13 protein-coding genes and 2 tRNA genes are annotated in these 13,408 nt (G+C 64.1%); 10 read left to right on the top strand and 5 right to left on the bottom strand.

Annotation, left to right across the window (positions count from 1 at the left end; genetic code table 11):
* Positions 1-53: 53 nt before the first annotated feature.
* Entirely contained in the window at positions 54-596 is a 543-nt protein-coding gene (locus tag ACQ7JA_RS07685; protein WP_430896244.1) for a DUF1697 domain-containing protein, read from the top strand.
* A gap of 109 nt (positions 597-705) precedes the next feature.
* Here the strand turns inward: ACQ7JA_RS07685 and ACQ7JA_RS07680 are convergent, their stop codons facing one another.
* Positions 706-969 (bottom strand): hypothetical protein, encoded by a 264-nt coding sequence (locus ACQ7JA_RS07680; protein ID WP_430896242.1) that lies wholly within the window; start codon positions 967-969, stop codon positions 706-708.
* Between the two features lie 569 nt (positions 970-1,538).
* Between ACQ7JA_RS07680 and ACQ7JA_RS07675 the strand changes: the two genes are divergently transcribed.
* Positions 1,539-3,506, top strand: a complete 1,968-nt coding sequence (locus ACQ7JA_RS07675) for an AAA family ATPase (protein WP_430896241.1) — start codon at positions 1,539-1,541, stop codon at positions 3,504-3,506.
* A gap of 205 nt (positions 3,507-3,711) precedes the next feature.
* Here the strand turns inward: ACQ7JA_RS07675 and ybaL are convergent, their stop codons facing one another.
* Together ybaL and ACQ7JA_RS07665 are read right to left on the bottom strand one after the other, a co-directional pair.
* Positions 3,712-5,409, bottom strand: a complete 1,698-nt coding sequence (gene ybaL / locus ACQ7JA_RS07670; protein WP_430896240.1) for a YbaL family putative K(+) efflux transporter — start codon at positions 5,407-5,409, stop codon at positions 3,712-3,714.
* Positions 5,410-5,508: 99 nt separating this feature from the next.
* On the bottom strand, positions 5,509-6,144 hold the full coding sequence (locus ACQ7JA_RS07665; protein ID WP_430896238.1) for a TetR/AcrR family transcriptional regulator: 636 nt from the start codon (positions 6,142-6,144) through the stop codon (positions 5,509-5,511).
* 92 nt (positions 6,145-6,236) lie between these two features.
* Here ACQ7JA_RS07665 and ACQ7JA_RS07660 point away from each other — a divergent pair, with 92 nt between their 5' ends.
* From ACQ7JA_RS07660 to ACQ7JA_RS07625, 8 genes are all read left to right on the top strand, one after another.
* The gene (locus tag ACQ7JA_RS07660; RefSeq protein ID WP_430896235.1) at positions 6,237-7,418 is read left to right on the top strand and encodes a lipid-transfer protein; all 1,182 of its coding nucleotides are present in this window, start codon (positions 6,237-6,239) and stop codon (positions 7,416-7,418) included.
* A 4-nt stretch (positions 7,419-7,422) separates the two neighbouring features.
* Positions 7,423-8,565, top strand: coding sequence for an acyl-CoA dehydrogenase family protein (locus ACQ7JA_RS07655; protein WP_430896232.1), 1,143 nt, complete (start codon positions 7,423-7,425; stop codon positions 8,563-8,565).
* A gap of 19 nt (positions 8,566-8,584) precedes the next feature.
* Positions 8,585-9,736 (top strand): CaiB/BaiF CoA transferase family protein, encoded by a 1,152-nt coding sequence (locus ACQ7JA_RS07650; protein WP_430896230.1) that lies wholly within the window; start codon positions 8,585-8,587, stop codon positions 9,734-9,736.
* 130 nt (positions 9,737-9,866) lie between these two features.
* Positions 9,867-11,135, top strand: a complete 1,269-nt coding sequence (locus ACQ7JA_RS07645; RefSeq protein WP_430896227.1) for a DUF445 domain-containing protein — start codon at positions 9,867-9,869, stop codon at positions 11,133-11,135.
* Positions 11,136-11,146: 11 nt separating this feature from the next.
* Positions 11,147-11,461, top strand: coding sequence for a hypothetical protein (locus ACQ7JA_RS07640; RefSeq protein ID WP_430896225.1), 315 nt, complete (start codon positions 11,147-11,149; stop codon positions 11,459-11,461).
* Between the two features lie 89 nt (positions 11,462-11,550).
* Entirely contained in the window at positions 11,551-11,709 is a 159-nt protein-coding gene (locus ACQ7JA_RS07635; RefSeq protein ID WP_027866691.1) for a hypothetical protein, read from the top strand.
* Positions 11,710-11,873: 164 nt separating this feature from the next.
* Entirely contained in the window at positions 11,874-12,263 is a 390-nt protein-coding gene (locus tag ACQ7JA_RS07630) for a hypothetical protein (RefSeq protein ID WP_430896222.1), read from the top strand.
* A gap of 55 nt (positions 12,264-12,318) precedes the next feature.
* Positions 12,319-13,059, top strand: coding sequence for a suppressor of fused domain protein (locus ACQ7JA_RS07625; protein ID WP_430896220.1), 741 nt, complete (start codon positions 12,319-12,321; stop codon positions 13,057-13,059).
* Positions 13,060-13,113: 54 nt separating this feature from the next.
* On the opposite strand, the gene ACQ7JA_RS07620 is transcribed toward ACQ7JA_RS07625, so the two are convergent.
* Positions 13,114-13,190, bottom strand: a tRNA-Met gene (locus ACQ7JA_RS07620).
* Between the two features lie 59 nt (positions 13,191-13,249).
* A tRNA-Met gene (locus tag ACQ7JA_RS07615) sits at positions 13,250-13,326 on the bottom strand.
* Between the last annotated feature and the right edge of the window lie 82 nt (positions 13,327-13,408).

The raw sequence follows: 13,408 nt of genomic DNA, 5'->3' as shown, positions 1-13,408 counted from the left end.
ACGCCTGCCCGGGCTGAGCGCCACATCCCTTTCGCCTCGGATACCATCGTGCCATGAGCCAACGTTACGTAGCACTTCTGCGAGGAATCAATGTCGGACGCGCCAAACGTGTCGCCATGGCCGACCTGCGCCTGCTGGTGGAGGAGCTGGGCTACACGGAGGTGCGCAGCCTGCTCAACAGCGGCAACGTGGTGTTCCGGGCGCAGGGGGTAAGCGCGCCCGAGGCTGCCGCCGCGATCGAGGAAGCCCTGGTGCTCAGGCTGGGCGTGGCGGCGCGTGTCTTCGTGCTGGACCGCGAGGAGCTGGCCGCCATCGTCACAGCCAATCCCTTGCTCGGCGTGGCGGACAACCACGCGCGCCTGATGGTCTTCCTGCTGGGCGACCCTGTGCAGCGCGAGCGGCTGGCGGCGCTGGCGGAGCAGGACTGGGGCTGCGAGCAACTGGCGCTGGGCGAGCGCGCCGCCTATGTCTGGTGCCCGGACGGCATCCTCGATAGCGCCCCGGCGGCGGCCCTGGGCAAGCAACTGGGAGACGGCACGACGTCCCGCAACTGGAATACCTTGATGAAACTGCACGCGATGTGCGCCGAAGGCTGAGGTGGGGGGGCGCCAGGCTGGTGCATGAATCCGCAGGCAAGGAAATGGCGCGCTTTCCTGCCTTGATGCCTCGAGCCGGGCAGGGCGCCCGGCCGCTACGAAAGACTGATTACTTGAACTTCTCGCTGCTGTCGCGGCTGGCGCGGTAGCCGATCAGGACCAGGCCGAGCAGCATCATGGCGAACACTTCCGGCTCGGGCAGTTCGGACATGTGGCTTGGCGGCGAGACGATGTCCTGGCGCTGGGTCACGGACAGGTTGCGGACCGGTTGCTGGGCGGCGGGCTGCGTGCCGGAATGAAGGTCGATCAGGGCAGCTTGCGCCGGACTGCCGAGGCAGATTGCGAGCGCCGCTCCCACTACATATCTTTTCATGGCCGTTCCTCTTGCTGTGAATGCTCATGGCCCCAGGCGACCCCATATGGGAGGATGGGACCTTACCCATTGTTTGAATCAGCATATCAAAACCGCGCAAATTGTCGCGCTCAATTGAACGGTTGAGTTGCGCAAAGATGTCAACAGGATGCGCAAAGATGCATACTGTTGAGCTCACGCAAACCATTCTTTCACTGTCGCAAAATAGCCTCGCGCCTGACTGACATTATTGCAACTCGCGAGCTGCTTTGTAATGTCATTTATATAAGAAATACATTTTGTTTTACCAGTTCGATAATTTCTGCTGACAGCCTGACAATTAAAACCGTTATCGTTATTTTCACTATCGGAGTAATCGGCATTTTTTTCGTCGCACGGTATATACCTTGGTTTTTTTTGCGGGTATAGTCTCCATATCCCTATTGCCTTCGGGCATCAAAACAATACCAAACGAACACGTTTGGAACTCAGAGCGGCCCCTGTGCGCCGCAGCCGATCCCCGCGAGACCATGGCGGTACGGCACCTTCGAGAAGTTGCAACGCTGTCCCAAACTGAGCAAGAGATCACCATGCCCAATTTCGCCCAATTGCAAGTTGCTTTCAAGAATGCATTCAAGAGCTTTTACGTGCGCATCGCCCTGGCGGCGCTGCTCGGCGTGATCGCAGCCGTCGCAATCTGGAAATCGACGGTGAGCCAGGACCCGACCCCGGTCGTGCATTCGCAAAACATCGCCGAGATCACCCAGCTGGCCGCCAAAAAAGAGCGCCTCGAATACCTCCTGATCGCCAAGCCGCTGTCGGAGTCGCCGCGCTACGTCTATAAATTCAAGGATGCGAACGCGATCAACGTCGTAAAGGTGCCGAGCACCTCGCACCTCTCGCTCGAGCGTGAAGTGCTGCTGAAGAATGCGATTCCGTATTCGATCGCCAAGGACGAGTACCTGTCCAGCCACAAGGCCGTCATGGACGAGGGCGAGAGCTTCCTCGACAAGACCGGCACCTTCTTCAAGAACTATGGCCTGCAGATCGGCCTGGTGCTGCTGGTGCTCTACCTGCTGAAATTCGGTCTGCCGGGCATGAATGCCAGCGCCTCGATCATCACCCCGGACAAGCTCAAGGGCAGCATGGACGACCTGATCGGCATGGAAGACATCAAGCAGGAAGTCCTGCACCTGGAAGACATGATCCGCAACCGCGACGAATACCAGTCGCACAATATCGACAAGCCTTTCAACGTCATGCTGACCGGTCCCGCCGGCACCGGCAAGACCAAGCTGGTCGGCTACCTGGCCAAGCGCCTGGACATGCCGCTGATCTCGGCCTCGGGCTCGGCCCTGGAATCGGGCTACGTCGGCGGCGGCTCGAAAGCGCTGAATGCCCTGTACAAGAAAGCTTGCGCCAAGGGCAAGTGCATCATCTTCCTGGACGAGGCGCAAAGCCTGTTCATGCCGCGCGGCCGCAGCGAAAAGAAGTGGGAAGACGACACTGCCAACACCCTGCTGGGCCTGCTGGACGGCGTGAAAAGCGACAAGGGCCAGGGCGTGATCTGGGTGGTCGCCTCGAACTTCGACGATTCGAACACCGAGATGGACGAAGCGATGTTGCGCCGCTTCTCGGTCAAGATCAACTTCCGCCTGCCGAACAAGCAGGAACGCAAGGAACTGCTGCGCAGCTTCCTGGCGCGCAAGAAGGATGGCCTGGTGGACTGGAAGGATACCAACCTGGACCAGGTGGCGGAAATCACCCAGAACCTGAGCCCGGCCCTGCTGGAAACCGTGGTCGAGCGCGCGTCGATGCTGTCGATCCAGGAAAAGGCGATCATCAACACCAACCTGCTGTTCCGTGCCTACGAGCGCGCCACCATCGGCCTGACCGACCGCGCGACCACGGCCGAGAAGACCAAGCAGCGCGAGCGCATCGCCCTGCACGAGCTGGGTCACTTCTTCATGCAGATCGACCCCTACCTGCGCCAGGGCCTGAGCCTGGCCGAGGTGAAGGAAAAGTCGCACCTGCTGAAGATCAGCACCGAGGCGGTGTCGAAGATCGGCGCCCTGGGCTATGTGCTGCAGTCGGGCGAGGACATGTCGCTGCGCACCCTGGAAGAGCTGGAGCGCGACGTGGTCGGCCTGTACGGCGGCGTGGCGGCGGAAGAGCTGTTCTACGGCGCCCGCGGCATCTCGGTGGGCAGTCAGAACGACATCGAGAAGATCACGAAGATGCTCAACCTCATGGTGAGCAAGCTGTCGATGTACTCGCGCTCGAAGATCGACTACTCGCAGCTGCAGAAGGAAGTCGGCGGCGAGCAGACCCTGCGCCTGGTGGAAGAGAAGGCCGATGAGCTGTACAGCTACACCCTGAACGCGATCCGCGACTACAAGCTGGTGATCGAGTCGCTCAAGGACACCCTGATGGACGAGTACGTGCTGTCGAAGGATGCGGTGTTCGCGCTGCTGGAAGAGCGCAGCGAGATGATCTACGCGCAGCTGCACGGCCGCCACGCCAACCTCAAGCTGTGCGTGGAAGAAGCCGCCGCCTGAGTTATACGATTTTTCCTTGCTGTTCTTAGCCCCGCCGTGCGCAAGCCGGCGGGTTTTTTTTGTCTGGCATGACCGGGCTTAGGCAGGGTGGCCTGGGCGGCCCCGTCGCTCTGCCGGCCGCGCGTTCAAATCCCATGTGAAGGGATGGAACGCGACTATTCATCGGATGGTTGAACGCGCGTTCGGCGAAGCCGAACACCCTACCTTAATGCGCCGCGGCGCCTTGCTTGAGCGTCTCCAGCACATGCCGCGTCATGCTGGCCGCCAGCTCCTGCTCGCCCACGAACACCTTGCCGCCGGTCTCCTGGCGCAGCAGGTCCGCCTCGCCTTCGTTATGGCTGCGCACCACGACCTGGACCGCCGGGTTGAGCATGCGCGCGATTTCCACCATGCGCCGCACCTCGAAGGTGTCGGGCGTGGCGATCACGAGCAGCGCCGCGTGCGTGATGTGCGCCTGGATCAGCACTGCCGGTTCCGCCGCATTGCCGGCCACCGCCGGAATCCCGCGTGCGCGCAGCTGTTCGACAGCTTCGCGATTCTGTTCGGCCACGACGAAGTGCACGCCGCGTGCCGTCAGGTCGTCGGCGATGCGGCGGCCGACGCGGCCGAATCCCACCAGCACCACCTGGCCGCTGAGCTTTTCGTGCGCCGTTTCCATCGGCAGCTCGGCCAGCGGGTCGGCCGGGCGCTCCAGCTTGCGCGCAAGTTCAGGCTTCGATTTCAGCCATTTTTCCAACGGCGCGCCGAGGCTGAACATCAGCGGATTGACGGCGATCGAGATGATGGCGCCGGCCAGGACCAGGTTTTGGCCCAGGGCCGGGAGCAGCTCGAGCTGCATGCCCAGCGCCACCAGGATGAAGGAGAACTCGCCGATCTGGGCTAGCGAAGCCGAGACCGTGATTGCCGTGTTGATCGGGTAGCGCAGTGCGATCACCAGCACGAAAGCCGCGAGCGATTTGCCGAACAGGATGATCGCCACCACCGCCAGCACCTGCAGCGGATACTGGATTACGACCATCGGGTCGAACAGCATGCCGACCGAGACGAAGAACAGCACGGAGAACGCGTCGCGCAGCGGCAGCGACTCTTCGGCGGCGCGGTGGCTCAGTTCCGACTCGCGCAGCACCATGCCCGCGAAAAAGGCGCCCAGCGCGAACGAGACGCCGAACAGGTGCGAGGAGCCATAGGCGATGCCGACCGCCGCGGCGATCACGGACAGGGTGAACAGCTCGCGCGAATTGGTCTTGGCCACGCGCCAGAGAAACCAGGGGAAGACCTTGCGGCCGACGATCAGCATGAAGGCGACAAAGGCGCCCACCTGCAGCAGGGTCTTGCCCAGCGCCGGCCACAACTCGGCGCCGGCGTCGCCCTTGCCGCCCAGCGGGCCCGCGAGGGCCGGCAGCATCACCAGCACCAGCACCATGACCAGGTCCTCGACCACCAGCCAGCCGACCGCGATGCGGCCGTTCATGGAATCGAGCACGCCGCGCGCTTCCAGGGCGCGCAGCAGCACCACGGTACTCGCCACCGACAGCGCCAGGCCGAACACGAGCCCGGCGCCCAGTCCCCAGCCCCACCAGTGCGCCAGCCCCATGCCCATCAGGGTCGCCACCGTGATCTGCAGCAGCGCGCCGGGCAGGGCGATCTTCTTCACGTCGAGCAGGTCGCCGAGCGAGAAGTGCAGGCCGACGCCGAACATCAGCAGCATCACACCGATCTCCGCCAATTGCGAAGCCAGCTGCACATCGGCCACGAAACCAGGTGTGGCGGGGCCGATCAGGACGCCGGCGGCGAGGTAGCCGACCAGCGCGGGCAGTTTCAGGCGTATGGCGAGCATGCCGAACAGGAGGCCGAAGCCCAGTGCGGCGGCGATGGTGGTGATCAGGCTGAGTTCATGGTGCATCCGTGCGGCCTCCGTGGCAGGTTGTTAACTCCACGAGTATAAGGGACGCAAGTTCCTTGGCCGGAAAAAAATTCCGGCAAAATCGACGATCGGCGCAAATCAGGGCACGGTCGCAAGCGATAGCAGCACTTTGTGCACCGATGCGCGCACGGCCGCGAACTGCTCGGGACGCGCGTGGCGGTCCAGGCGGAACAGCATCAGGCCTTCGACCTGGGCCACGATCAGGATTGCGCGCTGCATGGCCTCGTCGTCGCCGATGGCCGGGTTCAGGCCGCGGATCAGGCCATACACGGCCTTGCGCTCGCGCCCCATCATCCGGCCCATCAGGCTCGATGCGAAGGGATGGCGCGAGGCCAGCGCCCAGATCTCGAAGAAGATCGCATGGGTGACGGGCTCGGTGATCTCGTCCAGGAACATGTCGATCGTGGTGAGGAAGCGCTCGACCTGCGGCCGGCCGGCCATCGCCACGGCGATGCGGTCCATCTTGGCCTGGAACTCGTCCATGGTGGTGAGCAGCAGCGCTTCCAGCAACTGTTCCTTGTTGCCGTAATAGTGCTGGACGTTGGACAGGCTCATGCCGGCGTCCTGGGCGACGCGCCGCATCGACAGGCCGGCATAGCCTTCGCTGGCGAGCAGGGCGCGCGCGGCCAGCAGGATGGCGCGGGCGCGCCCGAAGCCTTTCTCGGTGGTGAGCGAGGGCTTGTTGCGCAGCGCGCTGTCCAATGTCGGGGTCATGCAGCGATTATCGCATCGGCATACAAAAATACATACGGCTGACCTATAATCGAATCGATAGTAGGTCGCGCGACCTAGAACGAGGAGACAGCATGAACAAGGTGTATGTGAGCGGCGTCGGGATGATCCCCTTCGCCAAGCCGGGCGCGAGCAGCCCCTACCACGAGATGGGCGCCCAGGCGGCGCGCGCGGCGCTGAACGACGCCGGCCTTTCCTACGACCTGGTCGAGCAGGCCTATGCCGGCTACGTCCACGGCGACTCCACCAGCGGCCAGAAGGCCCTGTACGCGGTCGGCATGAGCGGCATCCCCATCGTCAACGTCAACAACAACTGCTCGACCGGTTCCACGGCCCTGTTCCTGGGCCGCCAGGCGGTCGCCAGCGGCGCGGCCGACTGCGTGCTGGTGCTAGGCTTCGAGCAGATGAGCCCCGGCGCCCTCGGCTCGGTCTTCACCGACCGCCCCACGCCTTTCGACGCCTTCGACGAGGTGACCGACCGCCTGGTCGGCAAGCCGGAAATCCCGCTGGCGCTGCGCTACTTCGGCGGCGCGGGCCTGGCGCACATGAAGAAGTACGGTACGCCCCTGGAGGCCTTCGCGCGCATCCGCGCCAAGGCCAGCCGCCACGCCGCCAACAACCCGCTGGCCCTGTTCCGCAAGGAAGTCACGCCGCAGGACGTGCTCGACGCGCCGGAAATCTGGCCGGGCGTGATGACCCGCCTGATGGCCTGCCCGCCGACCTGCGGCGCGGCCGCAGCCTTGCTGGTGTCGGAAGACTTCGCCAAGCGCCACGGCCTGCGCCGCGACGTCCGCATCGCCGCCCAGTCGATGACGACCGACACGCCCGGCACCTTCGATTCCGGCGACATGATGCGCCTGGTCGGCTACGACATGAGCCGCGCCGCCGCACGACAAGTCTACGAGCAGTCCGGTCTCGGCCCGGAAGATCTCGACGTGGTCGAGCTGCACGACTGCTTCGCGCACAATGAACTGATCACCTACGAAGCCCTGGGCCTGTGCCCGGAAGGCGGCGCCGACAAGTTCATCATGGACGGCGACAACAGCTATGGCGGCCGCGTGGTCACCAACCCTTCCGGCGGCCTGTTGTCCAAGGGCCATCCGCTGGGCGCGACCGGCCTGGCGCAGTGCTACGAGCTGACCCACCAGCTGCGCGGCACGGCCGACGCCCGCCAGGTGACCGGCGCCCAGGTGGCGCTGCAGCACAACCTGGGCCTGGGCGGGGCCTGCGTCGTCACCATGTACCGGAAGGGCTGAGGACATGGACACGACCTCCCCATGGATGAACGAGGAACTGGACGCCTTCCGTGACACGGTGCGCCGTTTCGTCAGCAAGGAACTCACGCCGCACCAGGCAACGTGGCGCGAGCAGCAGCACGTCGACCGCGAGCTGTGGCGCAAGGCCGGCGAGATGGGCCTGCTGCTGGCCGACATCCCGGAAGAATACGGCGGCGCCGGCGGCAGCTTCGCCCACATGGCGGTGGTCTTCGAAGAGCTGTCCTACGGCGGCGATACGGCCTTCGGCATCCACGTGCACGCCATCGTCGCCCACTACCTGCTGAACCAGGGCACCGAGGGGCAGAAGCGCCGCTATCTGCCGAAGCTCGCCAGCGGCGAGATGATCGCGGCGATCGCCATGAGCGAGCCGGGCGCGGGTTCGGACCTGAAGGGCATCCGCACCACGGCCGCGCGCGGCCCGGACGGCTACCGCGTGAGCGGTTCCAAGACATTCATCTCGAACGGCTATCTGGCCGACCTGATCCTGGTGGTGGCCAAGACCGATCCGTCGCTTGGGGCCAAGGGCGTGTCCCTGCTGCTGCTCGAGACCCGCGGGAATACCGGCTTCCACGTCGGACGCATCCTGGACAAGGTCGGGCAGAAGGGCCAGGACACCTGCGAACTGTATTTCGACGAGGCCCACGTGCCGCTCGAGAACGTACTGGGAGGCGAGGAAGGAAAGGGTTTTGCCCACCTGATGACCGAGCTGCCCTACGAGCGCACCATCCTGGGCGTGTGCGGCGTGGCCGCCATCGAGCGCGCCCTGCAGCTCACGGTGGAACACACGCGCGATCGACGCGCCTTCGGCCAGGCCCTCATCGAGATGCAGAACACCCGCTTCGTGCTGGCCGAGATCAAGACCGAGGCCACGATCGCGCGCATCTTCATCGACCGCTGCATCGAGGACATGCTGGCGGGACGCATGGATACCGTGCGCGCCTCGATGGCCAAGTACTGGATCTCGGACCTGCAGTGCAAGGTGGTCGACCAGTGCGTCCAGCTCTTCGGCGGCTACGGCTACATGCTGGAATACCCGATCGCCCAGATGTACGTGGACGCGCGGGTGCAGCGCATCTATGGCGGCGCCAACGAGATCATGAAAGAAATCATTGCCCGCTCGCTCTGACAGGCAACAGGAGAACACGATGGCAGGACCCTTGACGGGCGTGCGGGTGGTCGAGATGGTCGGCATCGGGCCCTGTCCCTTTGCCGCCATGATGCTGGCCGACATGGGCGCGGAGGTGATCCGCATCGACCGCAAGGCGGGCCCCGGGGAGGACAGCCCCTACCCGGTGCTGGGCACGCGCCATGACGTGATGGCGCGCGGGCGCCGCTCGATCGCGCTCGACCTCAAGAAGCCCGCCGGCCGCCTGGCCGCGCTGGGACTGATCGACCGGGCCGACGTGCTGCTCGAGGGCTTCCGGCCCGGCGTCATGGAGCGCCTCGGCCTGGGACCGGACGTTTGCCTGCAGCGCAACCCGAAGCTGGTCTATGGCCGCATCACCGGCTGGGGCCAGGACGGGCCGCTGGCGCAGGCGGCCGGGCACGACATCAATTACGTCGCGCTGTCCGGCATGCTGCACGCCATGGGCCGGGCAGGCAGCCCGCCGGCCCCGCCCCTGAACCTGGTCGGCGACTTCGGCGGGGGCGGCATGATGCTGGCCTTCGGCGTCGTCTGCGCGGTGCTGGCGGCCCGGCAGTCGGGCCAGGGGCAGGTGGTGGACGCCGCCATGACCGACGGTGCGGCCCTGCTCGGCGCCATGACCTATGGCCTGCGCGGCTTTGGCGCCTGGAGCGACAAGCGCGAAGCCAATCTGCTCGATGGCGGCGCGCCCTTCTACGACAGCTACGCCTGCCGTGACGGCAAGTTCATCGCCATCGGCGCCATCGAGCCCCAGTTCTTCGCCAGGCTGCTGGCGCTGACCGGGACGGTCGACGAGGCGTTCACGAAGCGCTGGAACAAGGCGCACTGGCCGGAACTGAAAGCGCGTTTCGCAGCCTTGTTCATGACCCGCACGCGCGAGGAGTGGTGCCGCCTGCTGGAAGGCACCGACGTCTGCTTCGCCCCGGTGCTGGACATGGCCGAGGCGCCGCGCCACCCGCACAATGCGGCGCGCAAGACCTTTGTCGAGATCGACGGCGTGACCCAACCGGCGCCCGCGCCGCGTTTTTCGCGGACGGTCCCGGACCAGCCGACGGCGCCATCGAGCCCTGGCCAGGACAACGAGGCCATCCTGCGCGACTGGGGCTTTACGGCCGAGTCAATCGAAACGCTGAGGGCCGGCGAAGTCATATAGGATGCTGTCGGGGACCCGTAGGGTGGGCGGGTAACCCGCCCACGCGGTCAACTCCTGCATGCACTGCAGCGACGCGTTCTCTTGTTGAACGCGTGGGCAAGAAACTTGCCCACCCTACGAACCCGGGACTATGACCAAGGAAGCCGAACTACGAAACTCGAAACTGCTCGCGCTCGCGTTCTTCGCGGGCGCGGCCCTGCTATTCCTGTCGACCCTGTTCCTGCCCCAGAATTGGTGGACCGGCCTGCTGCGCGCCTTTTCCGAGGCGGCCATGGTCGGCGCCCTGGCCGACTGGTTCGCCGTGGTCGCGCTGTTCAAGCGCGTGCCGATCCCGATCGTCTCGCGCCACACCGAGATCATCCCCAAGAACAAGGAGCGCATCGCCGATAACCTGGCGCTGTTCGTGCGCGAAAAATTCCTCGACACCGAATCCATCGTCGGCCTGATCCGGCGCCACGACCCGGTGCAGAAGGTGGCCGAGTGGCTGGTCAAGCCGGCCAATACCGAGCTGCTGGGCCAGCACCTGGTGCGGGTGGGCGCCTGGATGCTCGACTTCATCGAGGACAGCGCCGTGCAGGGCTTCATGCGCCGCGCCGTACACGCCATGGTGGGCAGCGTCGACCTGTCGAAGTCCGCCGGCACCATCCTCGAAAGCCTGACGCGCGACGGGCGCCACCAGGAACTGCTCAACGAAGGTATCGTGCAACTGGCGCGCCTGCTCGACAATGCGGACACCCAGGAGACCATCGGGCAGGGCATCGTCGACTGGCTCAAGGAAGACTACGCCTTCATCGAGAAGATGCTGCCCTCGGAACTCATCGGCCGCAAGGGCGCCGACCTCGCCGTTCGGCTGGCCTCGGGCATCCTGAACAAGGTCGCGGCCGACCCGCAACACCCGCTGCGCCAGCGCTTCGATGCCTTCACCGTGGACTTCATCGAGCGCCTGAAGCGCGATCCGGCCTTCGCGCAGAAGGCGGAGGAGATCAAGGCCTACCTGCTGGGCGACGAGACCCTGAACGGCTACCTCGGCTCGCTGTGGCAGGAGCTGAAGGGCTGGCTCAAGCAGGACCTGCACAGCGAGGAGTCGAGCCTGCGCCGTCGCCTGGTCGGCATGGGCGCCTGGGTCGGCAAGGTGCTGGCCGAGGACCCGCAGCTGCGCGCTTCGCTCAGCGAGAACCTGGAGTCGGCGGCGCGCGGCGTGGCGCCCGAATTCGCGGGTTTTCTCACGCGCCACATCGCCGACACCGTGAAACAGTGGGACGATCGCGAGATGTCCGAACAGATCGAACTCAACATCGGCAAGGACTTGCAGTACATTCGCATCAACGGCACCATCGTCGGTGGCCTGATCGGGGTCACCCTGTACCTGCTGTCGCAGGCGCCCGCGCTGTTCGGATAAAGGGGAGCATCATGCAACAACTCGCACTCGATGACTGGCTGGCGCTCAACCCGGACGTGGTGCAGATCCCGGGCCGCGACCTGTTCGTCATCGCCAGATACCTGGTTCCCATGGAAGCGACGCTGGCCCAGGGCTGCCTGGTCGCCGCCGGCATCCCGGCCGTGCTGGCCGACGCCCACCTGATGCAGACCGACCTGCTGCTGGCCCCCGCGCTGGGCGGGGTGCGCATCCTGGTCCCGTCCGACTACCTGCAGCAGTCGGCGGCCGTGCTCGAAGGCCTGGCGCGCGGCGACTACGCGCTGGACGAGTCGTTTACTGCCGAGTAGATCGCCCCTTTGCGTGAAATAGCGAACTTTGCCGGGACAGCTTGAGGCGTAGCCTGTGCGCATCGACTAACCATGACAGGAGGGTCATCATGCCTCAAGGTGATAAATCGTCCTACACGGACAAGCAGAAACGCCAGGCCCAGCACATCGAGCAAGGCTATGAGAAGAAGGGCGTGCCGAAGAAGGAAGCTGAACGGCGCGCCTGGGCCACAGAGAACAAGATCTCGGGTGGCGGCAAGAAACACTGATTCTTGCGTTCATCACCGTAAAGGCCTGTTTCCGACGAACCGGGCCTTTTCTTTGTGCTGGACAGGGAAGCCTTATGCGGCAGACGTAGGCGTGGATGTCGGGATTGAAGCATGCTAGAGTCGGCAAGATTGCCGATCAGTAAATCCACAGCCAGGAGGAAACCATGTCCAAGTCCGCCTTCAGCGCCAAGGTCTTCGCCGTCTACCTCTTCATCATCGGTCCCGTGCTGGTGTTCGCGCCCAACCTCCTGCTCGCGCTCTTCGGCGTCCCGGCCACCACCGAGGTGTGGATCCGTGTCGCCGGCGTGATTGCCTTCATGCTCGGCGTCTACGCCTGGGTCGCGGCGACGCACGAATTCCGTCCCTTCCTGGAAGCATCGGTCTATACGCGCTTCGTCGTCTTCATCGCTTTCTCGGCCTTCGCCATCCTGGATCTGGGCAGCCCCATGATCGCGCTGTTCGGCGTGATCGACCTGCTTGGCGGCATCTGGACGTATTTCGCCCTGAAGGCCGACGAGCAATCGGTCCGTCCGGTGCTGGTGGGGCAGCGCTGAAGGCAAACGCCGAGGGCGCCTGCCTGGGGAGGCGAGCCACGCGAAGGAACAGCATATGACAACAGAGAAACCAGAACAGACAGCAGACGTCGTTTCACTGAGCGGCAATCCCATCTACCGGCACGGTGAGCCCGCGCCGTGGAGTGCGCCACAAGGCGAAGAATTCATTCAGCAGATTTCGGACCACATCGAACAGCATCTTGGCACGGTGGACGCCGTCTTCCACGAACTGGTTTCGGATACCGTCCATATCGATGTCCATATCGTCAAGCCCACGGCAACGTTTCCTTACACCCGGCTGGTAACGTCCGGCATGAGCGATTTGCCGATGAGTACACCAGACGAGATGGACGTGCCGCGATACGTCGAACTGATGATGACGCTTCCCGCCGACTGGAAAACCGATCAGTCCTCGTTCGAAGACGAGACCTGGTATTGGCCGGTCCGGCTGATCAAGCAGCTGGCGCGGCTTCCGCACAAATACCGGACGTGGCTGGGCTTTGGCCACACCATACCAAATGGCGACCCGGCGGAACCGTATGTAGCCGATATTGCGTTCTGCGGGGCGATCATTCTCCCGCCGGTGAGCGCTCCGGAGGACTTTCATACCCTCGACATCCCCGGGGTCAAGAACGTCACTTTCTACTCGGTCGTGCCGCTCCATGCGAACGAGATGGCGTTCAAGCTGCGTCTCGGGGCGGACAAACTGCTGGAGAAGTTCGATCGCAAGGGCTTCAGTGACGTTGTCGCACCAGACCGGGCGGATGTCACCGCAAAGAGATTTTTGTTCTGGTGAAGAAAAGCCGCAGAAAATGAAAACGGCGAGATCGCTGATCTCGCCGTTTTGTCATGGTGGTGATAGGTGGACTTGAACCACCGACCCCAGCATTATGAGTGCTGTGCTCTAACCAGCTGAGCTATATCACCGAAAGCGGTAAAACAAAATGGCCTGACTGCGAGAGCCAAGCCATCCGTTTGGAATTCTGTGGTGGTGATAGGTGGACTTGAACCACCGACCCCAGCATTATGAGTGCTGTGCTCTAACCAGCTGAGCTATATCACCGCAACGGCAGGCATTATCGGGGCCAGCGCGACGCCTGTCAAGGCTGGACGCTGCTCCCTGGCGTAAAAATCTTACACCGATG

The sequence above is a fragment of the Massilia sp. BKSP1R2A-1 genome (genome assembly GCF_050586525.1).
Classification (GTDB): domain Bacteria; phylum Pseudomonadota; class Gammaproteobacteria; order Burkholderiales; family Burkholderiaceae_D; genus Telluria.
The sequence above is the reverse complement of the archived record's forward strand: the minus strand, read 5'-3'. Positions and strand labels throughout refer to the sequence as shown.